This window comes from Streptomyces prunicolor NBRC 13075 (genome assembly GCF_000367365.1).
Taxonomy (GTDB): Bacteria; Actinomycetota; Actinomycetes; order Streptomycetales; family Streptomycetaceae; genus Streptomyces; species Streptomyces prunicolor.
In genome coordinates this window covers 13,284-39,708 of the sequence record NZ_BARF01000013.1, presented here as the reverse complement: position 1 = coordinate 39,708, position 26,425 = coordinate 13,284, and the positions used below count along the sequence as shown (strand labels likewise).

General features: G+C 68.8%; 22 protein-coding genes and 1 pseudogene. 18 read left to right on the top strand and 5 right to left on the bottom strand.

Features of this window, described 5'->3' with window-relative positions; all coding sequences use genetic code 11:
- Positions 1-34: 34 nt before the first annotated feature.
- Both SPR02S_RS05600 and SPR02S_RS05595 read right to left on the bottom strand, forming a co-directional pair.
- The gene (locus SPR02S_RS05600; RefSeq protein ID WP_019055950.1) at positions 35-994 is read right to left on the bottom strand and encodes a lysylphosphatidylglycerol synthase transmembrane domain-containing protein; all 960 of its coding nucleotides are present in this window, start codon (positions 992-994) and stop codon (positions 35-37) included.
- Positions 991-2,472 (bottom strand): hypothetical protein, encoded by a 1,482-nt coding sequence (locus tag SPR02S_RS05595; RefSeq protein ID WP_019055949.1) that lies wholly within the window; start codon positions 2,470-2,472, stop codon positions 991-993. The genes SPR02S_RS05600 and SPR02S_RS05595 overlap by 4 nt, the downstream gene beginning before the upstream one ends.
- 217 nt (positions 2,473-2,689) lie before the next feature.
- Between SPR02S_RS05595 and SPR02S_RS62160 the strand changes: the two are divergent.
- The 4 genes and pseudogenes from SPR02S_RS62160 to SPR02S_RS05580 all read left to right on the top strand — a co-directional run.
- Positions 2,690-2,878 (top strand): annotated as a pseudogene (locus SPR02S_RS62160) (serine hydrolase domain-containing protein); the annotation flags it as partial.
- Positions 2,879-3,340: 462 nt separating this feature from the next.
- On the top strand, positions 3,341-4,345 hold the full coding sequence (locus SPR02S_RS05590; RefSeq protein WP_019055948.1) for a sugar ABC transporter substrate-binding protein: 1,005 nt from the start codon (positions 3,341-3,343) through the stop codon (positions 4,343-4,345).
- Complete coding sequence (locus SPR02S_RS05585) at positions 4,345-5,421, top strand: ABC transporter permease (RefSeq protein ID WP_019055947.1); 1,077 nt, start codon at positions 4,345-4,347, stop codon at positions 5,419-5,421. Before SPR02S_RS05590 ends, SPR02S_RS05585 begins: the two co-directional genes overlap by 1 nt.
- An 8-nt stretch (positions 5,422-5,429) precedes the next feature.
- Entirely contained in the window at positions 5,430-6,317 is an 888-nt protein-coding gene (locus tag SPR02S_RS05580) for an ATP-binding cassette domain-containing protein (protein WP_026150251.1), read from the top strand.
- 67 nt (positions 6,318-6,384) lie between these two features.
- On the opposite strand, the gene SPR02S_RS05575 is transcribed toward SPR02S_RS05580, so the two are convergent.
- A complete protein-coding gene (locus tag SPR02S_RS05575) occupies positions 6,385-7,386 on the bottom strand; it encodes a LacI family DNA-binding transcriptional regulator (RefSeq protein ID WP_019055945.1) in 1,002 nt (333 codons plus the stop codon).
- A gap of 208 nt (positions 7,387-7,594) precedes the next feature.
- Here SPR02S_RS05575 and iolC point away from each other — a divergent pair, with 208 nt between their 5' ends.
- From iolC to SPR02S_RS05530, 9 genes are read left to right on the top strand one after another with little or no spacing between them, the layout of a single operon-like run.
- Complete coding sequence (iolC, locus tag SPR02S_RS05570; RefSeq protein WP_019055944.1) at positions 7,595-8,563, top strand: 5-dehydro-2-deoxygluconokinase; 969 nt, start codon at positions 7,595-7,597, stop codon at positions 8,561-8,563.
- A gap of 4 nt (positions 8,564-8,567) precedes the next feature.
- Positions 8,568-9,440: a Cgl0159 family (beta/alpha)8-fold protein gene (locus tag SPR02S_RS05565; RefSeq protein WP_019055943.1), complete on the top strand. Its 873-nt coding sequence runs from the start codon at positions 8,568-8,570 to the stop codon at positions 9,438-9,440.
- Complete coding sequence (iolB, locus tag SPR02S_RS05560) at positions 9,437-10,315, top strand: 5-deoxy-glucuronate isomerase (RefSeq protein WP_019055942.1); 879 nt, start codon at positions 9,437-9,439, stop codon at positions 10,313-10,315. Before SPR02S_RS05565 ends, iolB begins: the two co-directional genes overlap by 4 nt.
- Positions 10,312-12,189 carry a 3D-(3,5/4)-trihydroxycyclohexane-1,2-dione acylhydrolase (decyclizing) gene (gene iolD / locus SPR02S_RS05555; protein WP_019055941.1) on the top strand — a complete coding sequence of 626 codons (1,878 nt, stop codon included), beginning with the start codon at positions 10,312-10,314 and terminating at the stop codon, positions 12,187-12,189. The genes iolB and iolD overlap by 4 nt, the downstream gene beginning before the upstream one ends.
- Positions 12,190-12,201: 12 nt before the next feature.
- Entirely contained in the window at positions 12,202-13,698 is a 1,497-nt protein-coding gene (locus SPR02S_RS05550; protein WP_019055940.1) for a CoA-acylating methylmalonate-semialdehyde dehydrogenase, read from the top strand.
- 40 nt (positions 13,699-13,738) lie between these two features.
- Positions 13,739-14,689 (top strand): TIM barrel protein, encoded by a 951-nt coding sequence (locus SPR02S_RS05545; RefSeq protein ID WP_019055939.1) that lies wholly within the window; start codon positions 13,739-13,741, stop codon positions 14,687-14,689.
- Between the two features lie 12 nt (positions 14,690-14,701).
- Positions 14,702-16,129 carry a sugar porter family MFS transporter gene (locus SPR02S_RS05540; protein ID WP_019055938.1) on the top strand — a complete coding sequence of 476 codons (1,428 nt, stop codon included), beginning with the start codon at positions 14,702-14,704 and terminating at the stop codon, positions 16,127-16,129.
- Positions 16,130-16,152: 23 nt separating this feature from the next.
- Positions 16,153-17,169 carry a Gfo/Idh/MocA family oxidoreductase gene (locus tag SPR02S_RS05535; RefSeq protein ID WP_019055937.1) on the top strand — a complete coding sequence of 339 codons (1,017 nt, stop codon included), beginning with the start codon at positions 16,153-16,155 and terminating at the stop codon, positions 17,167-17,169.
- Positions 17,166-18,032, top strand: a complete 867-nt coding sequence (locus SPR02S_RS05530; protein WP_019055936.1) for a sugar phosphate isomerase/epimerase family protein — start codon at positions 17,166-17,168, stop codon at positions 18,030-18,032. Before SPR02S_RS05535 ends, SPR02S_RS05530 begins: the two co-directional genes overlap by 4 nt.
- A gap of 137 nt (positions 18,033-18,169) precedes the next feature.
- Here the strand turns inward: SPR02S_RS05530 and SPR02S_RS05525 are convergent, their stop codons facing one another.
- Both SPR02S_RS05525 and SPR02S_RS05520 read right to left on the bottom strand, forming a co-directional pair.
- Entirely contained in the window at positions 18,170-19,285 is a 1,116-nt protein-coding gene (locus SPR02S_RS05525) for a LacI family DNA-binding transcriptional regulator (RefSeq protein ID WP_078622820.1), read from the bottom strand.
- A gap of 112 nt (positions 19,286-19,397) precedes the next feature.
- Positions 19,398-20,411 (bottom strand): hydroxyacid dehydrogenase, encoded by a 1,014-nt coding sequence (locus SPR02S_RS05520; protein ID WP_026150249.1) that lies wholly within the window; start codon positions 20,409-20,411, stop codon positions 19,398-19,400.
- A 364-nt stretch (positions 20,412-20,775) separates the two neighbouring features.
- Between SPR02S_RS05520 and SPR02S_RS05515 the strand changes: the two genes are divergently transcribed.
- The 5 genes from SPR02S_RS05515 to SPR02S_RS05495 all read left to right on the top strand — a co-directional run bounded on the left by SPR02S_RS05515 (position 20,776) and on the right by SPR02S_RS05495 (position 26,375).
- The gene (locus tag SPR02S_RS05515) at positions 20,776-22,104 is read left to right on the top strand and encodes an ABC transporter substrate-binding protein (protein ID WP_019055933.1); all 1,329 of its coding nucleotides are present in this window, start codon (positions 20,776-20,778) and stop codon (positions 22,102-22,104) included.
- A 52-nt stretch (positions 22,105-22,156) separates the two neighbouring features.
- On the top strand, positions 22,157-23,113 hold the full coding sequence (locus SPR02S_RS05510) for a carbohydrate ABC transporter permease (RefSeq protein WP_019055932.1): 957 nt from the start codon (positions 22,157-22,159) through the stop codon (positions 23,111-23,113).
- Complete coding sequence (locus SPR02S_RS05505; protein WP_019055931.1) at positions 23,110-24,009, top strand: carbohydrate ABC transporter permease; 900 nt, start codon at positions 23,110-23,112, stop codon at positions 24,007-24,009. The genes SPR02S_RS05510 and SPR02S_RS05505 overlap by 4 nt, the downstream gene beginning before the upstream one ends.
- A gap of 95 nt (positions 24,010-24,104) precedes the next feature.
- Entirely contained in the window at positions 24,105-24,905 is an 801-nt protein-coding gene (locus tag SPR02S_RS05500) for an alpha/beta fold hydrolase (RefSeq protein WP_019055930.1), read from the top strand.
- A 603-nt stretch (positions 24,906-25,508) separates the two neighbouring features.
- Entirely contained in the window at positions 25,509-26,375 is an 867-nt protein-coding gene (locus SPR02S_RS05495) for a phytanoyl-CoA dioxygenase family protein (RefSeq protein ID WP_019055929.1), read from the top strand.
- The last annotated feature ends 50 nt before the right edge of the window (positions 26,376-26,425 follow it).

Here is a 26,425-nt window from a genome sequence, read left to right as displayed (position 1 = left end):
ACCTGAACCGGCCGGGCGGGAAACGCGGTTGGGGTCAGAGTGCCTTGCGCCGGACCAGTACCCCGAGCACCAACAGGCCCGGGATCAGGGGCAGCCACACCGTGAGCAGCCGGTAGCCGAGGACGACGGAGGCGGCGGCCGACACCGTGGTTCCGGAGGCGGTGAGAGCGAAGACCAGGGCGGCGTCGAGGGAACCGATGCCGCCCGGGGTCGGCAGCAGGGCCGCGGCGCTGCTGGCGGCGAGGTACAGCAGTGCGACCCTGGCCGGGGACAAGGGCAGTTCGACGGCCTGGGTGACACAGATCAAGACCAGGCAGTTCAGCGCGGCGAAGGCCAGCGAGCCGCCCCACAGGGCAGCCGCCCGCTGCGGCCGGACGTGCACGGCCCGGATGTCGGTCAGCACCGTGCCGAGGGCCCGCCGACACCGGGGCCACAGTGGGCAGTTGAGAAGTACGGTCACGAGCACGACGATCGCGAGGACGACGCCCACCACACCCAGGGAGATGTCCGGGACGCGCAGCACCCCCGGACAGACCGTGGCGAGGACGCCGATGAGCACGACCCGGACGACCACACCTGCGGTGGCCTTGACCGCGAGAGCACTGGCCGAGCGCCCGACCGGCAACCCGCAGCGCATCAGGAAACGCAGATTGACGGCACCGGCGCCGAGCCCGGCGGGCAGCACATGGTTGGCGGCGGACGCGGCGAGCTGCGAGGCCACCAGCCTTCCGCCGGGCAGCCGTTGAGGCACCGCGCCCTGCTGGGCGAGGGCCGAGGACACCCACGTCCCGAGCGCGGCCGTCCCCGCCACCGCCAACCACCCCTGATCGGCGACAGCAAGCCGCCCGGCCCCGCTCTCGAGCACAGGCCAGTGCCGCCGCACCATGCAGACCACAGCGACCAGGACAGCGAGGGTCAACCCGGTCTGCCAGTAGGCGCGTCGGCGGCGGGTGGTGGGGGTCGTCGTCGGGGTGGGGGCGGGCGGTGCCGTCATCCGCCGCCGCCCTTCTCCGCGCTCGGCGCGACACGTAGTTCCAGCGTGCCGTAGCGATGGGCGGGCCAGTCGCGGGCGTACGCGGGTGGGCGGCCGCCGGTCGGCCCGATGTCGGCGACGGGCATACGGCGGGCCGTCCGATCGAGGGTCGTCAGGGACGTGTTGGCGTTGTGGCCCCCGATCGCGGCGGAGCCACAGCCCGCGTAGAAGGCGATCGGGATGGCGTCCTGGCCGGTGAGCAGACAGGGCTTGCGTACGCCGAGGCGGTGGAGTTCGGCGGCGGTGCGGAACCAGTCGCGGTGCTGGGTGTTCGTACGGCTCACCGTCCGTTCCAGGACAGCGAGTTGGATCGCGAGGTGGCCGACGAGGCCGATCGCGAGCAGGGTCACGGCCGCCCGCCGCCAGGCTCCGGCCGGTCTGGTGACCAGGTGGATCAGCGCGTCGGCGACCGGGATCGCCACCAGCGCGTAGGCGGGCAGCAGGAAGCGCGGGGCCGCGTATCCGATCATGAACAGGTACGGGAAGGCGGCCGTCACGGCGCAAGCGAGCGGGATGAGAGTGACCACGGTGCGGCGCGCGCGGACCGCGACGACCAGCCCGACGACGGCGAGCACGGGCAGCACGAGCCACCACACGTCGACCACCGGGTTGGGCATCTCCGCCGTGCACGGGCGGCACAGCGCGCGTCCGCCCAGGCTGCGCAACTGGTCGAGGACCGCGACGTTCCAGCCCAGTCCGCCCTCGATCGACGAGGCCTCGTGCAGCCGCTGCGTCAGGCCGCCGTAACTGACGTACGCCTCGATCACCCACTCCGCCGCGCCGGACGCGAGCCCGGCGAGGAGGACGACGAGCAGGCGCCACCGGCGGACGGCCACCACGAGGACGAGCAGGGGCAGCGTCGCCCAGACCGCGTCGGTCGGACGCATCCACGCCAACAGGGACGCGCTCGCCGCCAGGCCCCACAGCGCGGCCCGGTCCGAGCGGTCGGTCCAGGCCCGCAGGCAGCAGCCCGCCGCGGCGAGGGCGCCCACGGCGACCCAGTAGTTGGGCATGGCCTGCAGGCCGTAGAGGAGGGTCACCCAGAGGGAGGCGAACAGGGCGCCCGCCAGGGCGAGGACGCGGGCGGGGAACAGGCCGCGCCAAGCGCGGAGGGCGAGGAAGAGGGCCAGGCCGGAGAGTGCGGCGAGGTAGACGCGGAGCAGGACGGTGGACGAGGACCAGGAGGTGACGGGGGCGACCAGGAGGGAGATGCCGCGGGCCCGGGGTGCGCTGAAGAAGGCGGCGGGGGCGTGCGCGCTGAGCTGGCTGACGTACACGGTCTCGTCCCAGCCGAGGCCCAACCCGGGGCGTACGAAGACCAGTTGGGCCAGGGTGAAGGCCCCCGCCACGGCCGCGAGCGAGTACTCCGCGCGGCGGGACGCGGTCGGCGGTCCGAGCCGTCGGGTCCCGGCGAGTGTGGCGTACGCGCTGCCGGACATTGCCCACCCCTCCCCCTACAGTTTGTAGGGTTTCCAGCACCCTACAGCCCGTAGCCCTGAAGGCCGGAGCCAGGGAAAACATGGACAAACTACCGCGCTGGAGGCTGGACCGTGGTCGGTAATTCAGCCAAGCGGCTGACGGCCCTACACCTTGTAAAGCAGCGCCACCCACCTCACCACGCTGGCCAGGCGGGATGCCCCGGCGAACAAGAAGACCATGACTTACGCAACCGACCGCATCGAAGCCCTGCTGGACGAAGGCGTCCGCGACAAGGTCTACCCCGGTGCCGTCTGGGCCGTCGGCGACGCCGCCCGCGTGCGCGCCTCCGGCACGACCGGTGTCCTGGACCCCGACGAGCCGGGGGCGAAGATTTCCCCGGGCAAACCAAGTGACACACGCCCCCTCGCCTCACCAGCCGATCCAGCGCGAGCGCGAAGCCCAGAGGACATCGCCGCCCCGAACCAGAACACCTCTGATCCGGAGACCATGCGCCCTGGCCGTCCGTCCGGCGCCGATCAGCCCTTGGCCCAGGGCGGTCAGGTGGCCAGTACAGCCAACCCCATGATCGGATCCGGGACTCAATTTCATTCCGAACACTTTGTTGGTACGTCCTGACATACCTGTTGACATCCCCACAGAGACGGCCTCATAGTCTCTCCAACTAGAGCGCGCTACTAAAGCGCTCCAGTCGCTGAACAGGCGGTCTACACCAACGACCGCCGCAGAAGACGAGCCGCCACGCACGGCACATACACACCCCTCGCGCACCACGTCGCCACTCGGTGAACATGCATCGGCCGCCGACGCGGGACGCGCTTCCGACCGCCACAGACTCCACCCTGACAAGCACAGCGAGGTGCAAGGGACATGCGCAGAAACCACCGAGCCGCAGTTTTCACCGCCACCGTTCTGGTCGGCACTCTGTTCGCCGCCGGCTGTTCCAGCAGCTCGGGCGGCAAGAAGTCCACGGAGGACACCTCCGGCGCCTCCGCCGGCAAGGCCACCACCCCGCGCATGACAGTGGCCATGGTCACCCATGCCGCCCCCGGCGACACCTTCTGGGACCTGGTCCGCAAGGGCGCCCAGGCCGCCGCCGCCAAGGACAACGTCAAGCTCGTCTACTCCAGCGATCCCAGCGCCGGCAACCAGGCCAACCTCGTACAGAACGCGATCGACCAGAAGGTCGACGGCATCGCGCTCACCGCGGCCAAGCCGGACGCCATGAAGGACGTGGTGGCCAAGGCCAAGTCGGCCGGCATCCCCGTGGTCGGCTTCAACTCCGGTGTGAGCGACTGGAAGAAGCTCGGCATGCTCGAGTACTTCGGACAGGACGAGAACATCGCCGGCCAGGCCTTCGGCCAACGCCTCAACAAGCTCGGCGCCAAACACGCCCTCTGCGTCATCCAGGAACAGGGTCAGGTCGCCCTGGAGGCCCGCTGCGCCGGTCTGAAGAAGGGCTTCAGCGGCAAGACCGACATCCTCTACGTCAACGGCACCGACATGCCGTCCGTGAAGTCGACCATCACCGCGAAGCTCACACAGGACTCCTCCATCGACCAGGTGGTCACTCTCGGCGCCCCGATCGCGCTGACGGCGATCCAGTCGTTGACCGACTCCGGCAGCAAGGCCAAGCTCGCCACCTTCGACCTCAGCAAGGACCTGGTGAAGGCCGTCCAGGACGGCAAGATCGAATTCGCCGTGGACCAGCAGCCGTATCTCCAGGGCTACTTGGCGGTCGACGCGCTGTGGCTCTACAAGACCAACGGCAACTTCAGCGGCGGCAGCACCGCGCCCGTTCTCACCGGACCGGCTTTCATCGACAAGACGAACGTCGACAGCGTCGCCAAGTTCGCCGCCAACGGAACCCGGTGATGAGTATGACCCAGCATGCCGAGCCGGCGGTGACCTCACCGCCGGCCCCCGGCCCCAAGGAGGTTGACGGCCGGACCGTCGAACGTCCGCAGGTGCTACGGCTGTTGGCCCGCCCCGAGGTGGGCGTGTTCCTCGGCGCCGCCGCGGTGTACGTGTTCTTCCTGATCGCCGCTCCGCCCGTGCGCGAAGGCGCGTCGATGGCGAACATCCTCTACGGGTCCTCGACCATCGGCATCATGGCACTGCCGGTCGCCCTGCTGATGATCGGTGGCGAGTTCGACCTCTCCGCCGGTGTCGCGGTCATCACCTCCGCGCTCACCGCGGCCATGCTCAGCTACCAACTCACCATGAACGTATGGGTCGGTGTGATCGCCGCCCTGGTGGTCTCGCTGGCAATCGGCTTCCTCAACGGCTGGCTGGTGGTCAAGACCGGGCTGCCGAGCTTCCTGATCACGCTGGGCAGCTTCCTGATCCTCCAGGGCGTCAACCTCGCCGTCACCAAGCTGGTCACCGGCAACGTCGCCACCGACGACATCAGCACCATGGACGGCTTCAGCCAGGCCAAGAAGGTCTTCGCGTCGTCCTTCGACGTCGGCGGCGTGCAGGTGAAGATCACCATCGTGTGGTGGCTGGTCTTCGCGGCCATCGCCACCTGGGTCCTGCTGCGCACCAAGTACGGGAACTGGATCTTCGCGGTCGGCGGCAACAAGGACTCCGCGCGGGCCGTGGGCGTGCCCGTGGCGTTCACGAAGATCTCCCTGTTCATGCTCGTCGGCTTCGGTGCCTGGTTCATCGGGATGCACCAGCTGTTCTCCTTCAACACGGTGCAGTCCGGCGAGGGCGTCGGCCAGGAGCTGATCTTCATCTCGGCGGCCGTGATCGGCGGCTGTCTGCTGACCGGCGGCGCCGGCTCGGCGATCGGCCCCGTCTTCGGGGCGTTCATGTTCGGCATGGTGCAGCAGGGCATCGTCTACGCCGGCTGGAACCCCGACTGGTTCAAGGCGTTCCTCGGCGTGATGCTGCTCGGCGCCGTCCTCATCAATCTGTGGGTCCAGCGCACCGCGACCCGGAGGTGACCGACAACATGACAGGCAAAGAAGCCAACACCCACGGCGCCATCCTCCAGGACACGGAGCCGGAAGACGGGGACCGTCCGACCGTCCAGCTCCGGAACGCGGGCAAGGCGTACGGCAACATCCGTGCCCTGCACGGGGTCGACCTCGCGGTCCGCCCCGGCCAGGTCACCTGCGTCCTCGGCGACAACGGCGCGGGCAAGTCCACGCTCATCAAAATCATCTCCGGGCTGCACCAGCACACCGAGGGCGAATTCCTCGTCGACGGGGAGCCGGTGCACTTCACCACCCCCCGCCAGGCACTCGACCGGGGCATCGCGACGGTCTACCAGGACCTGGCCGTCGTGCCGTTGATGCCGGTGTGGCGCAACTTCTTCCTCGGCTCGGAGATGACGAAGGGCCCCTGGCCGTTCCGCCGTCTCGACATCGAGAAGATGAAGAAGACCGCGGACGAGGAACTGCGCAACATGGGCATCGTCCTGGACAACCTGGACCAGCCCATCGGCACCCTCTCCGGCGGCCAGCGCCAGTGTGTCGCCATCGCCCGCGCCGTCTACTTCGGCGCCCGCGTCCTGATCCTGGACGAGCCGACCGCCGCCCTCGGCGTCAAGCAGTCCGGTGTGGTGCTGAAGTACGTGGCCGCAGCCCGCGAACGCGGGCTCGGGGTCATCTTCATCACCCACAACCCGCACCACGCCTACATGGTCGGCGACCACTTCAGCGTGCTGCGGCTGGGCACCATGGAGTTGTCGGCGGAGCGCAGCGAGATCACCCTCGAAGAGCTCACCAACCACATGGCCGGCGGTACCGAACTCGCCGCGCTCAAGCACGAGTTGTCCCAAGTCCGCGGCCTCGACGTCGACGAACTCCCCGACGCGAGAGACCTGACAGCGCTGTAGCGGCATGTCCCCAGCAGGCAAGGCCAAGAGCCCCAACTGCTGGGGGACGTGCCCGGTCGCCAATGCCTCAGGCCGACGTCTCCGGTGCCTTGCCACTCGTACCGCGCACCACGAGCTTCGGATCCAGTACGGCCTCTCGGGCCTCCAGCTCCGGATTCTCCAGCCGTTCGACGGCGAACCGCACGGCATGTTCCGCCATCAGAGCCGCGTCCTGGCGGACGGTGGTCAGGCCGATCGGCATGAGATGGGAGAGGTGACTGTCGTCGTAACCGACAACCGACACATCACGCGGGACGTCGACGCCTGCGCGCGTCAGGGCCATCAACAGGCCCCACGCACACCGGTCGTTGCCCGCGAGGACCGCCGTCGGCAGGTCCTGCCCCCGATCGCGCTCCGCCAGGAACAGGCGGCCCGACTCGATGCCCGACTCCTCCGTGTGCTCCCCGGGAATGACCCGAACCTCGGCCTCCAGTCCGTGTCGGCGCATCGCGGCCCGGTAGGCACGCCGCCGATCGACCGATCCGGGGCCCCTGCCGCCGTCGATGTGCACGATTCGACGGTGCCCCAGTTCGACGAGATGCTCCATGGCCTGGTGCATCCCCTTGCCCTCGGCGCTGTGGACGAAGTCCACGCGGGCGCGGGGCACTCGGCGGCTGACCGAGACTGTCACCGCTCGGTGTCCGAGTTCGTCGAGATACGCGGCCTCGGCTTCGGGGCCGAGCAGGATCAGCGCCTCACAACGGTGGCTGAGCAACGCCTCGGCCGCCTTCGTCTCGCTGCGGCCGTGGGTGGCCGCGGAGAGCAGGACGTCGTAGCCGAGGCGTTCGGCCTCGGGGTAGATCCCCGCGATGAGGTCCGCGTGGAAGGTCTGGTGCACGGTGAACATCACGCCGAGCGTCCGGCTGCGGCCGCGGGCCAGCAGCCTGGCCGCGCTGTCGGGGTGGTAGCCGATCTCGTCGGCCACCCGCAGCACCCGCTGCCGCGTCTCCTCGCTCGCGCCCGGCTGACCGCGGAAGATGATCGAGACGAGCGCCCGCGACACGCCTGCTTTCGCAGCGACGTCCGCCATCGTGGGCCGCTGCTTTCCTGACGCATCCACCTGTGAATCCACCTTCCGCCGCGGCCAACCCTACGGGCCTCTCGAAATCTCCTGGCAACAAGGTATTGACATGACATTTGGACAGGAGTCATCGTACACAGACTAGAGCGCGCTAGTAGAGCGCAGCAGTGAATCTCCTGAACGCCTCCGTCTCCGGCACGAAAGGGAAACCAGCGTGATGCCGTTCGAAGTGCTGACCATGGGCCGCGTAGGGGTGGACGTATATCCGCTCCAGACCGGCGTGGGGCTGGCCGAGGTCACGTCGTTCGGCAAGTACCTGGGCGGGAGTCCGACCAACGTCGCCGTCGCCGCGGCCCGTTACGAGCGCTCCGCGGCCGTGATCACGAAGACGGGCCGGGACCCTTTCGGGGACTTCGTCCGCACGGCCTTGGACGGGTATGGCGTCGACAGCCGGTTCGTCGGCACGTCGGACATCGCGCCGACCCCGGTGACGTTCTGCGAGATCTTCCCGCCGGACGACTTCCCGCTGTACTTCTACCGGCTGCCCAAGGCTCCCGACCTGGACATCCAGCCGGCCGAACTGGACCTGGACGCCGTCCGGGACGCCCGGATCTTCTGGGTCACCGGGACGGGGCTGAGCGAGGAGCCGAGCCGCTCGGCCACGCTCGCCGCGCTGGCGCACCGGGCGAAGTCCGGCCCGACCGTCTTCGACCTGGACTGGCGGCCGATGTTTTGGACCGCCGCGGATCAGGCTCGTACGTACTACGCCGAGGCCCTGCGCCACACCACGGTGGCCGTCGGCAATCTCGACGAGTGCGAGGTGGCGACGGGTGAGCGCGAGCCGTACGCCGCCGCGAAGGCACTGCTCGCCGCAGGGGTGGAGCTGGCGGTGGTGAAGCAGGGTCCCAAGGGTGTCCTGGCCGTCGGCCGCGACGGTTCGGCCGTCGAGATACCGCCGGTGCCGGTGGACGTCGTCAACGGGCTCGGCGCCGGTGACGCCTTCGGCGGCGCGCTCTGCCACGGTCTGCTCTCCGGCTGGGACACCCGCCGCACGGTCTCCTTCGCCAACGCCGCCGGCGCCCTGGTCGCGGGCCGGCTCTCCTGCTCCGACGCGATGCCCACCGAGGCCGAGGTCGAGGCCAAGCTCCGCGAGGCCACCACCGCTTCCACCGAACGAAAGGCGTGACGACGTGCCGTCCGACATTGTGAGCCGGATCGTGGAGGCGCGGGTCAACGACCCCGGCGCCATCGCTACGGCGGCAGCACGCCGCGTGAAAGCCACCTCGCTCCTCGGCGCCCACGGCAAGGCGATGATCGTCGCGGCCGACCACCCGGCCCGCGGCGCCAACGGCGTCGGCGCCGACCCCACCGCGATGGCCGATCGCTTCGAGCTTCTCGACCGCCTGTGCACGGCGCTGGAGCGGCCCGGCGTCACGGGCGTCCTGGGCACGGCCGACATTCTGGAGGACCTGCTGCTGCTCGGCGTCCTGGACGGCAAGAGCGTCTTCGGTTCCATGAACCGGGCCGGGCTCGCGGGCTCCGTCTTCGAGATCGACGACCGCTTCACCGGCTACGACGCCGAGACCATCGCCGCGATGGGCTTCGACGGCGGCAAGATGCTCACCCGTATCGCCCTCGACGACCCGGCGACACCCTCCGTCCTGGAGAACACCGCCCGTGCCGTCAACGAGCTGAACGACCGTCAACTCATCGCCATGATCGAGCCGTTCCTCTCCTCCTGGCAGGACGGCAGGATCCGTAACGACCTCTCGACGGACGCCGTCGTCAAGTCGGTCACCATCGCCTCGGGCCTGGGCCGCCGCACCGCCTACACCTGGCTCAAGGTCCCGGTCGTGGCGGACATGGAGCGGGTGCTGGCCTCCTCGACGCTGCCCGCGCTGCTGCTGGGCGGCGAGGTCAAGGACGCCGAAGCGGCCTTCGCCTCCTGGGGCAAGGCCCTCAAACTCCCCACCGCGCAGGGCCTGATGGTCGGCCGTTCCCTGCTCTACCCCTCGGACGGCGACGTCGCCGGCGCCGTGGACCGGGCGGTGAGCCTGCTGTGACGGACACGAGCAAGTACCACCTGCCGAAGGGGACTTCGGCCGACGGCCCCTACGATCTCCTGGTCACGCCCGAGTCGGCGGGCTGGGGACACTCCGGCCTCAGGATCCTGACCCTGAGGCCGGGCGAAGCACACACCCTGTCCACCGGGGATTCCGAGTTCCTGGTCCTGCCGCTGACGGGTTCCTGCACCGTCACCACGGACGGCACGGCCTTCGAACTCACCGGCCGGACAGGCGTGTTCGCCTCCGCCACCGACTTCGCGTACCTCCCCCGCGAGTCGGTGGCCCTGATCAGCAGCGCGGACGGCGGGACGTTCGCGCTGCCCTCCGCCCGTACCGAGCGGAGCTCACTCTCCGCTCGGTACGGGCCCCAGAAGAACGTGCCGGTCGAACTGCGCGGCGCCGGGGCGTGTTCGCGGCAGGTCAACAACTACTGCCTGCCGGGCACGTTCGAGGCCGAGCAGCTGCTGGTGTGCGAGGTCCTCACCCCGGGCGGCAACTGGTCCTCCTACCCGCCGCACAAGCACGACACGGCGCGGCCGGGCCAGGAGTCGGAGCTGGAGGAGATCTACTACTTCCAGGTCGCGGGCGAGGACGGCTTCGCCTACCAGCGGGTCTACGGCACTGAGGACCGGCCGATCGACGTGCTCGCCGAAGTCCGCTCCGGCGACACCGTGCTGATCCCGCACGGCTGGCACGGCCCGTCGATCGCGGCACCCGGCTACGACCTCTACTACCTCAACGTCATGGCGGGCCCTGGACAGGACCGCGCCTGGCTGATCTGCGACGACCCCGCCCACGGATGGGTGCGGGGGACCTGGAAGTCCCAGGACGTCGACGACCGGCTTCCCTTCGAAGGACTCACCCAGCGATGACCACCGTACGACTCACCACCGCCCAGGCCCTGGTCCGCTTCCTCGCGAACCAGTACAGCGAGCGCGACGGCCAGGAACAGCGGCTGATCCCCGGGGTCTGGGGCATCTTCGGGCACGGCAACGTGGCCGGGATCGGCCAGGCCCTGCTGCAGGCCGCCGTCACCCAAGAGGCCGATCTGCCCTACTACCTGGCCCGCAACGAGCAGGGCATGGTGCACGCGTCGGTGGCGTACGCCAAGATGCGCGACCGGCTGGCGACGTTCGCCTGCACGGCTTCGACGGGGCCCGGTTCGACGAACATGATCACGGGTGCGGCGCTCGCGACGACCAACCGCATACCGGTCCTGCTGCTGCCCAGCGACATGTTCGCCACCCGCGCCGCCGACCCCGTGCTCCAGCAGTTGGAGGACACCCGGGGCGGGGACGTCACCGTCAACGACGCCTTCCGTGCCGTGTCGAAGTACTTCGACCGGATCTCCCGCCCCGAGCAGCTGATCCCGGCCGCACTCGCGGCGATGCGGGTGCTGACCGACCCGGTGGAGACCGGCGCCGTGACGTTGGCCCTGCCGCAGGACGTACAGGCGGAGGCGTACGACTGGCCGGTCGCCTTCTTCCGGCGCCGGGTCTGGCACGTGGGCCGCCCGGTGCCGGAACCGGCCGCCGTGGAGCGGGCCGTACGGCTGCTGCGCAAGGCACGCAAACCGCTGATCGTCGCGGGCGGCGGGGCCGTCTACTCCGGCGCCGAGACCCAGCTGCGGGCCTTCGCCCAGGCCACCGGCATTCCGGTCGCCGACACCCATGCCGGCAAGGGCGCCGTCCCCTGGGACCACCCCTGCGCGGTCGGCGGCATCGGCTCGACCGGCTCCTACGCGGCCGACGAACTGGCGAAGGAGGCCGACGTCGTCCTCGGCATCGGCACCCGGTACAGCGACTTCACCACCGCGAGCCACACCGTCTTCGGCAACCCGGACGTCGCCTTCGTCAACCTCAACGTCGCTCGGCTGGACGCGGTCAAGCACTCCGCGGAGCCGCTGGTGGCGGACGCCCGGCTCGGCATCGAGGCCCTCGCGCGAGCCCTGAAGGGCTGGGAGGTCGACCCTCAGTACCGCGAGCGAACCCGTCAACTCATCGGCCGTACAAGGGAGATCGAGGACGCGTGCTTCACCGTAGGCCACGGTCCGCTGCCCGCCCAGACCGAGATCCTCGGCGCGCTGAACGACGTACTGGGCGACCGTGACGTCGTCATCAACGCCGCCGGCTCCATGCCCGGCGACCTGCAACAGCTGTGGCGGGCGCGGGATCCGAAGGCGTACCACGTCGAGTACGCGTACTCCTGCATGGGCTACGAGGTCGCCGCCGGCCTCGGCGCCAAGATGGCCGACCCCTCGCGCGAGGTCGTCGTACTCGTCGGTGACGGCTCGTATCTGATGATGGCTCAGGAGATCGTGACCATGGTCTCCGAGGGTCTGAAGGTCATCGTCGTCCTCGTCCAGAACCACGGCTTCGCCTCGATCGGCGCCCTGTCCGAGTCGCTCGGTTCACAGCGCTTCGGCACCAACTACCGCTTCCGGAACGGTGGTTCGGGCCTGCTCGACGGAGACGTCCTCCCCGTCGACCTCGCCGCCAACGCCTCCTCGCTCGGCGCGGACGTCCTGCACGCCACCTCCGTCGACGAGTTCCGTACGGCGATGGAGAAGGCGAAGGCCGCGACCCGCACCACCGTCGTCCACGTCGAGACCGACCTGTACGGGCCGAACCCGCCGGGCCACGGCTGGTGGGACGTCCCCGTCAGCCAGACCTCCGCCCTGGAGACCACCCGGACCGCGCACGAGACGTACGCCGCCCACAAGCAGGCCCAGCGCCACTACCTGTAAGGACACCCTCCCGTGAAGACCATTCAGCACTGGATCGACGGCACGGCCGTCCCCGGCACGGACACCGCTCCGGTGTTCGACCCGGCCACCGGACGGCAGCAGGCCCAGGTGGTCCTGGGCGGGGCCGCCGACGTCGACACCGCCGTCACGGCCGCCGCGCGGGCCTTCGAGACCTGGTCCGAGTCGTCTCTCACCCAGCGCACCCAAGTGATGTTCGCCTTCCGTCAGTTGCTCGTCGAGCACGAGGAGGAGCTGGGCCGGATCATCTCCGCCGAACACGGCAAGACCGTCGACGACGCACGCGGCGAGATCACCCGCGGCCGTGAGGTCGTCGAATTCGCCTGCGGCCTCGGCGACGTCCTCAAGGGGTCCTTCTCCGACCAGGTCTCCCGCGGCATCGACGTGCACAACTTCCGTCAGCCACTCGGCGTCGTCGCGGGCATCACGCCCTTCAACTTCCCCGCCATGGTGCCCCTTTGGATGCACCCCATCGCCATCGCGACGGGCAACACCTTCATCCTGAAGCCCAGTGAGCGCGACCCGTCCGCCGCGAACTTCGTCGCCGAGCTGTACCAGAAGGCGGGCCTGCCCGACGGCGTCTTCAACGTCGTGCACGGCGGCAAGGACGCCGTCGACGCGATCCTCACCCACCCCGGCATCGAGGCCGTCTCCTTCGTCGGGTCGACCCCCATCGCCAAGTACGTGCACGAGCAGGGCACTTCGGCAGGCAAGCGCGTCCAGGCCCTCGGCGGAGCCAAGAACCACGCCGTCGTCCTCCCGGACGCCGACCTGGAGTTCGCCGCCAACCACATCACCGCCGGCGCCTACGGCTCGGCCGGCGAACGCTGCATGGCCGTCTCCGTCGCCGTGGCCGTGGGTGACGCGGCGGACGGGCTGGTGGAGGTGCTGGAGCGCAAGGCGCGCGAGGTGAAGGTCGGACCCGGTGACGCCCCCGGCGTGGAGATGGGACCGCTGGTCACCAAGGTCGCCCAGGAACGCGTCGAGAACGCCGTCGGCACCGCTGCCACGCAGGGCGCCACCGTCGTCGTGGACGGACGCGGGCTGAAGATCGACGACCCCACGTACGCCGACGGGTTCTTCACCGGCCCGTCCCTCCTCGACCACGTCACGGTCGAGATGGACGCCTACAAGGAGGAGCTGTTCGGCCCGGTCCTCGCGATCGTCCGCGTCGACACGCTCGACGAGGCCATCGCCGTCATCAACGCCAACCCGTACGGCAACGGAACCGCCCTGTTCACCGCCTCCGGTGAAGCCGCCCGCCGATTCCAGCGCAACGTCAAGGTCGGCATGATCGGCGTCAACGTGCCGGTGCCCGTGCCGATGTCGTACTACTCCTTCGGCGGCTGGAAGGACTCCCTCATCGGCGACTCCCCCATCCACGGCCCTGAGGGCATCCGCTTCTACACCCGCCCCAAGGTCGTCACGACCCGCTGGCCGCAGCCCGCCCAGCAGGTCGCCGCCGGCTTCAACTTCCCCACGTCCAGCTGATCCACAGAGTTCCCCCTCCCCCCTTCGCAAAGGACCGACCATGGCAACGGCGCCAACTCCCCTCCGTACCGTCGCGGGCAACCTCTGCCTGGGCTCCGCTCCCGACTCCTGGGGCATCTGGTTCCCCGAGGACGAGCACCAGGTGCCGTACACCCGCTTCCTCGACGAGCTGGCCACGGCCGGCTACCAGTGGCTGGAGCTCGGGCCGTACGGCTATCTCCCCACCGACCCGCAGCGTCTGAAGGAGGAGCTGGACGCCCGTGGGCTCCAGGTCTCCGGCGGCACCGCGTTCGGCGGGCTGCACCGTCCGGAGGCGTGGGACGAGATGCTCGCCCATGTCCGGCAGGTCGCCGCGCTGACCGCGGCCGCCGGCGCGCACCACCTCGTCCTCATCCCGCCGATGTACCGCGACGAGAAGACCGGCGCGTTCACCGAGTCGCCCGAGCTGACCGCCGTCCAGTGGGCGGGCTTCGGCCGATCCGCCGACCGGCTGGGCAAGTTGCTGCTCGACGAGTACGACGTACAGCTCGTCATCCATCCGCACGCCGACAGCCACATCCAGACCCAGCCGGAGATCGAGCGGTTGCTCAACGAGTCGGACTCCCGCTACACCAACCTCTGCCTGGACACCGGGCACGTGGCGTACGGCGGCGGCGACAACCTCGACCTGATCCGCCGCTTCGGCGAGCGCGTCGGCTACGTCCACATCAAGCAGATGGACCCCGCGGTGCTCGCCCAAGTCACCGCGGAGGACCTGTCGTTCGGGGAGGCGGTCAAGCGCGGGGTGTGCGTGTCACCTCCCGCAGGCGTGCCGAATCCGGCCGACGTGGTGGCCGAACTCGCGCGGCTGGACGCCGAGTTGTTCGTCATCGTCGAGCAGGACCTGTACCCGTGCGCTCCCGAGGTGCCCCTGCCCATCGCAATCAGCACGCGTGAGCACCTGGCCGGTTGCGGACTGACGGGTACCAGCCGCCCGCACCTCGACCGATAGGAGGCGGTGGCTATGGACGTCAGGGACGACACGACCACATCCCCGGCCACCGCGTTCGCGGACGACGCCCCTCTGGCGGTGTCACGGCGGCTGCGGCTCATCACCGTCATCGCCACCTTCGGCGGACTGCTCTTCGGTTACGACACCGGCGTCATCAACGGCGCCCTGCCCTACATGACCGACGACCTGGGCCTGACCCCCTTCACCGAGGGCATGGTCACCAGCTCGCTGCTGCTCGGCGCCGCGGTGGGCGCGATCACCGGCGGACGGTTCTCGGACGCGCGCGGACGGCGCCGTACGATCCTCGTCCTCGCCGTGGTGTTCTTCGTCGGCGCACTCGGCTGCACCCTCGCGCCGAACACCGCCGTCATGGTGGTGGCCCGCTTCGTGCTGGGCCTCGCGGTCGGCGGCGCCTCGGTGACCGTGCCGGTCTATCTGGCCGAGATCTCGCCCGCAGAGCGGCGCGGAGCACTGGTCACCCGCAATGAACTCATGATCGTCAGCGGTCAGTTGCTGGCCTTCACCTCCAACGCGGTCATCGCGCGGGTGGGCGGTGAGTCCGGCGGAGTGTGGCGCTACATGCTCGTGCTCGCCACGATCCCGGCCGTCGTGCTCTGGTTCGGCATGCTGGTCATGCCGGAGAGCCCACGCTGGCTGGCCTCCAAGACCCGCTTCGCCGAAGCCCTCGAAGTGCTCAAGCAGGTCCGGTCCCAGCAGCGGGCCGAGGCCGAACTCGCCGAAGTGTCCGCGCTCGCCGTCAAGGAGGACCAGGCGAAGCTCGGCGGCTGGCAGGACATGAAGTCCACGCCGTGGCTGCGCCGGCTGATGTTCGTCGGCTTCGGCATCGCGATCGTGCAGCAGATCACCGGCGTCAACACGATCATGTACTACGGCACCCAGATCCTCACCGACGCCGGTTTCACCGCCGACAGCGCCCTGACCGCGAACATCGCCAACGGCGTCATCTCGGTGCTCGCCACCTTCGTCGGCATCTGGCTGCTGGGCCGCGTCAACCGCCGCCCTATGCTGATGACCGGTCAGATCGGCACGACAGCGGCCCTGTTGCTGATCGGAGTCTTCTCCCTCCTGCTGCCCTCGGGCGACGGACGGGCCTTCGCGGTGCTCGCCATGACGGTCACCTTCCTCGCCTTCCAGCAGGGGGCGATCTCGCCGGTGACCTGGCTGATGCTGTCGGAGATCTTCCCGATGCGGATGCGCGGCTTCGGGATGGGTGTCGCGGCCGTGGTGCTGTGGCTGACCAACTTCGCGATCGGGCTGGTCTTCCCGTCCCTGGTCTCCGCCATCGGGGTCTCCAACACCTTCTTCCTCTTCGTGGTGGCAGGCGTCTTCTCGTTCACCTTCGTCAAGCTCTACGTCCCCGAGACCAAGGGCCGCACCCTCGAAACCCTCGAAGCCGAACTCCGGGCGCGCTTCTCCTGACCTCGTCTGCATAAGGAATGACCATGACCGTACGTGTAGGAGTCATCGGCGCCGGCTGGATCGGCAAGGAACACATCCAGCGCCTCACCCACACCGTCACAGGCGCCCGCGTCACCGCGGTCACCGACATCGACGCCGCCCGTGCCGAGGAGGCGGCGGCGCCGGTCGGTGCCCGGGTGCTGCCCGACGGCGCCGCCGTGATCGCGGCGGACGACGTGGACGCCGTGCTCGTGACGTCCTGGGGTCCGACCCACGCCGAGCACGTGCTGACCGCGATAGCCGCCGGGAAGCCGGTGTTCTGCGAGAAGCCGCTGGCCACGACCGCCGAAGACTGCCTGCGGATCATCGAGGCCGAGACGGCACACGGCCGCCGCCTGGTCCAGGTCGGCTTCATGCGCCGATACGACGCCGGCTACCGGCAGTTGAAGCAGGTCATCGACTCCGGCCGCATCGGCCAGCCGCTGATCGTGCACTGCGCCCACCGCAACCCGACCGTGCCCGAGTCGTACACGTCCGACATGGCGGCCCTGGACACGGCGGTGCACGAGGTGGACGTCCTGCGCTGGCTGCTCGACGACGAGATCGTCTCCACCCAGGTGGTCACCCCGCGCGCCACGAGCAAGCGGTTCGCCCACCTCAAGGACCCGCAGATCATGCTCTTCGAAACCGCCAAGGGCGTCCGGATCGACCTGGAGGTCTTCGTCAACTGCCAGTACGGCTACGACATCCAGTGCGAGGCGGTGGGTGAGGAAGGGCTCGTCCGGCTGCCCGACCCGGCCGCCGTCGGCGTGCGCAGCGCGGGGCAGCACAGCACGGAGGTGCTCACCGACTGGGTGGGCCGCTTCGCGGACGCCTTCAACACGGAGTTCCGCGAGTGGATCGCGGGGATCGCCGCCGGCAACGAGCCCACCGGCCCCTCGGCCTGGGACGGCTACGCGGCCACCGTCATCACCAGCGCGACCGTCGAAGCCCTGGAATCGGGCCACGTCATCGCCACCGACCTCAAGCCCCGTCCCGCCTTCTACGGAGGTGCCGCGTGAAGATCGCCCTCGACCCCTACATGTTCCGCGCCCTGCCCATCGACGACATGGTGCGCACGGTCGCCGAACTCGGCTACGACTACATCGAGTTGTCACCCCGCGACGACTTCATGCCGTTCTTCCTGCACCCGCGTGCGGACGACGACCGTGTGGCGGAGCTGAAGAACTCCCTGCGCACGCACGGGGTGAAGCTCTCCTCCGTGCTCCCGCTGTACAAGTGGTCCTCGCCCGACGAGACCGAGCGACAGACGGCCGTACGGTACTGGAAGCGGATGATCGAGATCACCGCCGAGCTCGAATGTCCGCTGATGAACTCGGAGTTCAACGGCCGCCCCGAGCGCGCAGCCGAGAGCGAGGCCGCCTTCTGGCGCTCATTGGAGGAACTGCTCCCGGTCTTCGAGCGGGAGGGCATCGCCCTCAACCTGGAGGCCCACCCGGACGACTTCTGCGAGGAGAACACCCCCGCCGTCGGCCTCGTCCGCGCCATCAACAAGCCCTGGGTGAACTACCTCTACTGCGCCCCGCACTCCTTCCACCTCTCGGGCTCCGACCCGACCGCGGACATCGCCGCGATGATGCGCTACGCCGGCGACAAGCTCCAGCACGTGCACATCGCGGACTCCTTCAACCACAAGGGGTCCAGCGGTCTGCGCTACATCCTCAACCCGCCGGGCACCACCGCACGCATCCACCAGCACCTCGACATCGACCAGGGTGAGGTCGACTGGGACGCCTTCTTCGGCACCCTGCGCGAGCTGAACTTCGACGGCGTGGCCACGGCCTGCGTCTTCGCCTGGGAGGAACGCGCCCGCGAGTCCTCGGCGTTCATGCTCGACCGCATCACCAAGGAACTCACCGTGTGAACGACCGCCTCATCAGGCCGACTTGAGATGCGCGTCGGCCGGCCGTGGCGCCGGTCCCGTCCAAGGGGCCGCGTCACGGCCGCCCGTACGTTACCCGCGCCGAACTGAAGACCATGCGCCCTCGGCGCGCCGTGCACTCACGGCATCCGGCCCACGGACTGACGGATGACCAGCTGAGTGCTCAGCACCACGTGGTCGTCCCCGGCGAGACGCTCCTCGCTTCCCAGTGCCAGACGTACGGCGGTACGGCCCACTTCCTCGTACGGCACCCGGACCGTGGTGAGCGCCGGGGACAGGTCGCCGGCGAAGGGCACGTCGTCGAATCCGACGAGCGACACATCACCGGGGACGTCCAGACCGGCCTCGCGGAGGGCGGCGAGCACGCCGACGGCCACCATGTCGGTGCCGGCGAAAACCGCCGTGAAGTCCAGTCCGGAGCGCAGGGCGTCCCGGGTCCGCCGATAGCCCGAGACGCGGGTGTACAGACCCGAGCTGTCCAACTCCTCGGCATACGGCACGTCATGGGCCCGCAGAGCTTGGCGATAGCCGGCCCGGCGCTCCTCGGAACTGCTCTGCAGCGGCTCGCCGCCGAGGAAGAGGATGCGCCGGTGGCCCGCCGTGAGCAGATGGTCGGCGGCCTGGAAAGCGCCCCCTTTGTTGTCGTACTCCACCACCGTGACCGGCAGCCCCTCGGGCAGCGGCGGGCGCCCGCACAGCACCAGCCGGGATCCGACGGCGTCCAGGGCGATGGCGTACCGCGCCATGCGCCGGTGATAGGCCTCGCCCGGAACCGCTCCGCCCACGAGGACCACTGCCGCCGCGTGCTGCTCTCGCATGAGCTGCACCAGGTCGTCCTCGCGATCCGTGTCACCGTGGGTGACACAGACGAGGCTCAACTTGCCTCGGTCGGCTGCCTCCTGCTCGACTCCGGCGGCGACATGAGCGAGCGACGGGCCGGTGATGTCCTGGATGACCAGTGCGACGGGGCCCGCGACCCGGCCGGACAGCGCCTTGGCATGGACGTTCACGACGTAGTGAAGTGACTCGACCGCCTTCATGACGCGGGCCCGGGTCTCCTCCGAGACCGGGTAGTTGCCGGCCAGGGCCCGGGAAACGGTTGCTACGGACACACCGGCCCGCGCGGCGACGTCTCGGATCGTGCTGGGCTTGCCCTGAACGGCGTTACCACTTGGACGCTTGCCGTTCCCGGTTCGAGGGCTCGTCGTACGAGCTCCGGTTTCCTGATCCGTCACAGCTCGACGCTACTGCATCGGAAGCCGCTTGAAGCGGGGGACGACGAGAACCGCCGCCATCCCGGCGGTAAACGTTTTCGCGTCCTGAGATCAGTCCGAAGGGAGGCCGGCCTCAGGCACTTCTGACGAGGTCCGAGCGCACAACCCGGTGGGTGGGATCGTCGCCCGCGGCGAGGCGTTCCAGCTCGTCGACCACTGTACGGCCCAGGCGCTCCAGTTCATTGCCGAGCGATCCGGCGATGTGCGGCGTCAGGAACACGTTCGGCAGCCGGTACAGCGGGGAGTCGGCGGGCAGCGGCTCGGGTTCGGTGACGTCGAGCACCGCACCGATCCGGCCGCTGACCAGTTCGTCGGTGAGTGCCAAAGGGTCGACGAGAGCGCCGCGCGAGGTGTTGATGAGCACGCCGCCGTCCGGGATCAGCGCGAGCTTCGCCCGGTCGAGCATCCGGTAGGTCTCGGGAATGTCGGGGGCGTGCAGGCTGACGATGTCGCTGGTGCGCATCAACTCGTCGAGCGGCAGGCGTACGACACCCAGACGGGCGGCCTCGGCATCGTCCACGTACGGGTCGTAGAGCGCGACCGTCAGGTCGAAGGGGCGCAGCAGTTCCAGGAGCCGTCTGCCGACTCTGGACGCCCCGATGATCCCGATGCGCCGGCCGAGGTTGCCGATCGGCCCGTGGTCTCCCGGCGCCGGGTAGACGTGCTCGGTCCGGAAGCGTTCGCGCAGGCCGAAGGCGCCCTTCCCGGCGAACAGGATCGCCGCGAGGGTGTATTCGGCGACCGGAAGCGCGTTGGCCCGTACCGCGCTGGAGACGGCGATGCCGCGCTCCCAGACCGCGTCACCGAGCAGACCGCGCACACTGCCCGCGGCGTGCAGGACGGTCCGCAACCGGGGTGCGGCGGCGAGCGCGTCCGCGCCGATGTGCGGACAGCCCCAGCCGGTGATCAGGATCTCCGCCTCGGCCATCGCGCGTACCGCTTCCGGATCGGTGAAGTCCCGTACGACCAGCGTGGGATCGATCTGTGCCACGTCCTGGAGCCGGGCCATCAGCCGGGGCGGGAACAGTTCGGGAAGGTGCACCGGGTCCATGGCGAACAGGGCGCGTGGCAACGGTGGCATGGGCATGGAGCTCCCGCTTCGGCCTGAGGTGGAGTGGAATCAAGAAGAAAACGTATTCCACGCTACTGATGAAATCGTCGACAGGTCAACGGGCCCTGCCGCGCTGTCGTCGACTGCCCGGAGCTCGACAACTGCTCGCCGGATTCGACAGGTTCGACAAATAACCAGGTCAAAGCTCATACGGAGGAGCCAGTAGGAGAGATCGGCGAAACACACGCGTTCCCGCCTCTTGTGGTCAGCCCTCTCCGAGCCCTACGGTCCCACGGTAAACGGTTACCGAATCATGTCGGACCGTAGCCCTTTCCCTCCCCTGAGCCGACCGCGCCGTCCCCTCATCGCAGCGCTGTCCCGTCCTTCCCCGGAGGACCTGATGAGTACTTTCCGCACGAGATCCGTCACCGGCGCGGCCGCCGCCCTCTCGCTGTCCCTCGTCCTTGCCGCCTGCTCCGGCGGCAGCGACTCCGACTCCGCCGCCGAGACCGGCACCCAGGGCAAGGTGAGTCTGGAGTTCTGGAGCTGGACCGAGGGGATCGAGGCCCAGACCAAGGTCTGGAACAAGGAACACCCCGAGACCCAGATCAAGTTCGTCAACGCGGCCGGCGACACGGTCTACCAGAAGCTCCGCGCCGCGGTGACCTCCGGCGACGCCCCCTGCCTTTCCAAGATGGACGGGATGAACCTGGCGAACTTCGCCGCCGACGGCCTGCTCACCGACATCACGAAGATCGCCGCGAAGTACAAGGCGAGCTACACCACCCCGGCCTGGAACTCCGTCAGTCCCGGCGGTGCCGCGTACGGCATCCCCACCGGCTCCTCCCCGCTGTTCACCGCCTACCGCGCCGACCTGTTCCAGAAGTACGGCATCTCGGCTCCCAGGACCTGGGACGACCTGATCGCGGCGGGCAAGGCGGTGCAGAAGAAGGACAAGAACGTCAAGATCTTCAACATGGCGGGCGAGGACCCGAGCACCCTGGTCGACCTGTCCTGGCAGGCCAACGCCCAGTGGTACAAGGTGGACGGCGACCACTGGGCCATCGCCTTCACCTCGCCCGAGGCACTGAAGGCGGGCGACATCGTCCAGGAGCTGGTCGACAACGACCTTGCCTCGAACGCCTCGTACGCCGATCCGGGCGTCTTCAAGACCTGGGACCTCGGCAGCACCATCCTGATGACCACGTCCACCTGGCAGTTGCCGATCTACGACACCAACTTCCCCAAGTCCAAGGGCAAGTGGCAGCTCGCGGACGCCCCGCTCTTCGACACCGCGCACCCGCAGACCTCCAGCAACTTCGACGTGACGGCCGTACTGAAGGGCTGCAAGTACCCGGACCGCGCGGCACAGTTCGCGGCCTGGCTGTCCAGCAGCAAGGAGTCGCTGACCGCGCTCACCGACCCCGCGTCCAAGTCCGGTCTCTTCCCCGCGGTCGACGACGTCTCCCCGTACGTCGACAAGATCATCCCGACCGACATGTTCAACGGGAAGTCGGACAGCGCGAACGTGATCACCACGGCCGCCTCGCGCGTGGGCGGCCAGTGGCAGTACGGCCCGGACTACGCCGCCATGTACTCCGAGATGCAGAAGCAGTGGGGCAAGGTCATGAAGAAGCAACTCACCGTCAAGGCGATGCTGACGCACCTTCAGGACTGGGTCCTCGCCGACCTGAAGAACAAGGGCGTCAAGGCCGTCGCGGGCAGCTGACCGGCCCCGCGCACCGCTTCGACACCCGCACGCACCTCACCTGGAGACATCCGTGTCCACCCTGACGCGACCGCCCCGAGTCGCCGCCGACTCCCCGGTCCGCCGGCGGACCTCCCGCCGCCTGAGCGGAAGGAAGGGAGCCTACAAGGGCGTCCTTTTCGCCCTGCCCTTCCTCGTGGGCTTCCTGTTCACCTATGTCCTGCCGATCGCCTACGCCTTCGGCCAGAGCCTGCACGAGAAGAAGAGCAGCGGCCTCGGCTTCGGCCCGACCAAGGTCGTCTACACCGGCTTCTCCAACTACTCGGCGATCCTGTCCGACGGCGCCTTCTGGTCGAGCATGCTGCGCACGCTGCTCTTCGGGCTCGTGCAGATCGCCGTCATGCTGGGGATCTCCCTGCTGCTGGCGCTGCTCCTCGACGGGGTGGCGGCGCGGGCGGTGCGGCTCTTCCGGGCCGGACTCCTCATCCCGTACGTCGTGCCGAGTGTCGTGTCCACCTTGATGTGGCTGTTCCTCTACAGCCCGACGATCAGCCCGATCGTCGATGTCGCCGGCCGTGCGGGGGTGCATCTCTCGTTGTTCGGCGGCCTCAACACCTATCTGTCGCTGGGCAATCTGCTGACCTGGCAGGGCATCGGTTTCAACATGATCCTGATCTCCGCGTCGCTGCAGGCGCTGCCCCGCGAGCTGTACGAGGCGGCCCGGCTCGACGGGGCCCGCGAGTGGCGGATTGCCTGGTCCGTCAAAGTGCCCAACATCACCGGCATCCTGGTGCTGACCGGCATGTTCTCGCTGATCGGCCGGCTGCAGTTGTTCGCCGAGCCACTATTGCTGAGGTACGTGGCGCCCGAGTCCATCAGCACCGACTTCACGCCGATGATGGAGATCTTCGACAAGGCGTTCAAGACCGGCAACTACCAGTACGCGGCCGCCGAGTCGCTGGTCCTGGCCGTGGTCACCGGCATCCTCGCCCTCGTCTTCTACCGCGTCACGAACAGGAAGATGTCATGAGCAGCCCCTCCCGGGCGGTCCGCCCGAGCAAGGTCGCCGGTGCCTCCGGCGGCGGGGTACGTCCCACCCGTGGTGCGATGGCCCTGACCACCGGACTGCTGATCGTCTTCCTGCTGTACTCGATCGCGCCCACGTGGTTCCTGCTGGTGTCGTCCACCAAGAACCAGACCGACCTGTACTCCACCTTCGGCCTCTGGTTCTCCGGCAACCACTTCGTCGACAACCTCCAGGCGATCTGGAACTACCACGACGGCGTGTTCGGGCGCTGGATCGGCAATTCCGTCCTCTACTCCACCGTCGGCGCGGCCGGCTCCACCTTCATCTCGCTCGCCGCCGGGTACGGCATCTCGAAGTTCGGATTCCGGGGCCGGGGCGCCTTGTTCGCGGTCATCGTCGGCGCGTCGCTGCTGCCGAGCACTCTGCTCGCGTTCCCGCTCTACCTCGTCTTCTCCGACATCGGGCTCACGAACACGATCTGGGCCGTGCTGATCCCGTACTTCATCAACCCGTTCGGCGTCTACCTCGGCAAGGTCTACGCCGACAGCTCCGTGCCCACCGAGCTGATGGAAGCTGCCCGGATCGACGGGGCCGGCGAGACACGGATCTTCTTCTCGATCGCGCTGAACCTCATGCGCACCGGTGGAGTCACGATCTTCATGCTCGACTTCATCAACATCTGGAACAACTTCTTCCTGCCCCTGTTCATGCTCAACGGCGAGCGCACCTTCCCCGTCACCCTGGGACTCTTCTCTTGGGTGCAGCAGGCACAGACCGCCCGAAACATGAACACACTCGTCCTCTCCGGTTCCCTGCTGTCGATCATTCCGCTGGCGATCTTCATGTTCGCGCTCCAGAAGTACTGGCGCAGCGGAATCCTGATGGGCAGCCTCAAGTAGTCCCGGTCGGACCGACCGGCACCACTTGTGTGACGGTCCCCCTGTGTACCCACACCGATGTCGCTCAGGCCACTCACTTACCGGGAGAACCACCAGTGAAGGACTTGGGCCGCATCCGACTCTTCTGCACCGATCTCGGCCCGGCCGCCGCTCCCCCGCTGGTCCTGGTGCACGGCTGGGGCGGCGACGGGAGGGAATGGTCGCGGCACGCCGAGGAGTTGGCCGGACCGTTCCGCGTCATCGTCCCCGATCTTCGCGGCCACGGTCGCTCCGAGGTACCGCAGGACGGCAACACCCCTGTGGAGATGGCCGACGACCTCGCCGCTCTCGTCGCCGCCCTCGGCGCCGGACCCGTGGTCGCCGTCGGACACTCCATGGGCGGCCAAGTGGTCAACCTGCTCGCCGTCCGCCATCCGCAGGCCGTACGGTCGGTCGTCGCCCTCGACCCGGCGCACGGCGCACACGGAACCGAGGTCGACGGAATTCCCGGCCGCCTGGCCGAGTATCAGGCCCACGGCGCCCGCGCGGCGGCCTCCTTCGTGGCCCGGGCCTTCGCACGGGATGCCCCGGCCGGGCTGCGCACGGCCCATGTCCGCACCATGCTCGGCACGCCGGACCACGTCGTCGCCCAGGCGTACGCGGGCATGTACACCGACCCGGGCGCGGTCGGTGTCCGCCCGGACAGCGAGGAGTACTTGCGGCGACGCCCGCAGCCCGCGCTGACCGTGTGGACGTCCGAGGAAGCCGCGGCCTGGGAGCGCACCACCCTGCACGTGCCGGGCTCCCGTGTGGATCACTGGGCCGGAACCGGCCACTATCTCCACGAGGAGCGGGCGGAGCGGACGATCCGGCTCCTCGGAGACTGGACGACGGAGACCTTCGCGTCGGGTTCGTGAAGCGGACCGCCCGCCTGCGCAAGGCAGTCGGGCAGCTTCGGTACGAGAGCCTCTCACTGAACCAGCTGCACACACCCGCGGCCCCAGAATGCGCTCCGCCCGGCGCGCGCTGACGGCACCGTCACCGCCAGGAAGCTGCGCGATCTGCTTCAGCGACTGATCACGGCGGGGCAGCGGCGCAGGGGCGTCCCGGACGATCGTCCTGCCCACCGAGCTCACCGCACAGCCTCAGAACGAGATCACCGAGCGGCCTCGTCGCCGTAGCAGCCCCTGTGTCGTGTTCGCCAGAGCCCATCTCCAGAGCCCGCCGACGTGGCCTTCCGCCAGACCGTGAGGCATTCGCAATGCGCCCGAAACCTCCACCAGAACCTGCGGACTTCACCTCCCGTACGGACGGCCTTCGGCGAATCGCAGCGAGCCATTGACACGTCCAGGGCCGTGAATCATTCTGGTCATCTGATCCGGTCATTTGATCAGAGCCCCCACCAGAGGGCTCCGGATCCGTCCCGACAGGGCGGCAACGCCTGGTCGGCCGGTGCCCGCACCTCCACGTCGCATCTGTCGAACACACACCCATCTCGGCTCGAAAAGGGATGATCAGCAATGAGTGCTACCACCACGAACGTCACACTGCGGTCGGTGCCGAACAGCACCCCGATCGAGGAAATCCTCGCGATCGTGGCCGACGACGGCGGCGTGATCATCAAGCAGTTCCTCACCCCCGACCAGGTCAGCCGGTTCAACGCCGAGGTCGAGCCCGCGATGCAGGCGCTGAGCCCCGGCACGAAGAACGACATGGAGGGCATCGCCGACTTCCACGGGACGAACACCAAGCGGCTGACCAACCTCGTCACCCTGAGCAAGACGTTCCGCGAGGAGATCGTCGATCACGAGCTGGTCAAGCCCCTCGCCGACGCCATCTTCAACGAGGAGTCCGGCTCGTACTGGATGACGACGGCCCAGGTCATCGAGATCGGGCCCGGGAACAAGGCGCAGCCGCTCCACCGGGACCTGGAGAACAACTACCCGTTCGTCGGGATGGGTCCGGCCGGCCCGATGGTCATGATCAACTTCCTGATCGCGCTGACCGACTTCACCGAGGAGAACGGCGCCACCCGCGTCATCCCCGGCAGCAACCACTGGCCCGACTACGAGGACCGCGGCACCCCCGAGATGACCATTCCGGCCGAAATGCAGGCCGGTGACGTCCTGTTCATCAACGGCAAGGTCTCCCACGGCGGCGGCGCCAACCGCACCACCGACTGTTACCGCCGTGGTGTCGCGTTCGCTCTCCAGCCCGGGTTCCTCACCCCCGAAGAGGCCTACCCCTTCATCGTCGACCGCGAGCTCGCCCGGTCGCTGCCCGAGCACGTGCAGCGTCTCCTCGGCTTCCGCTCCCAGTACCCGACGGGCTCCCCGGGCCTGTGGCAGGTCGACTACACCGAGCTCGCCGACTACCTCAAGTTCTGACTCCTCTCGCCGGCAACAGGCACCAAGAGAGCGACACGATTGGAGAGTCG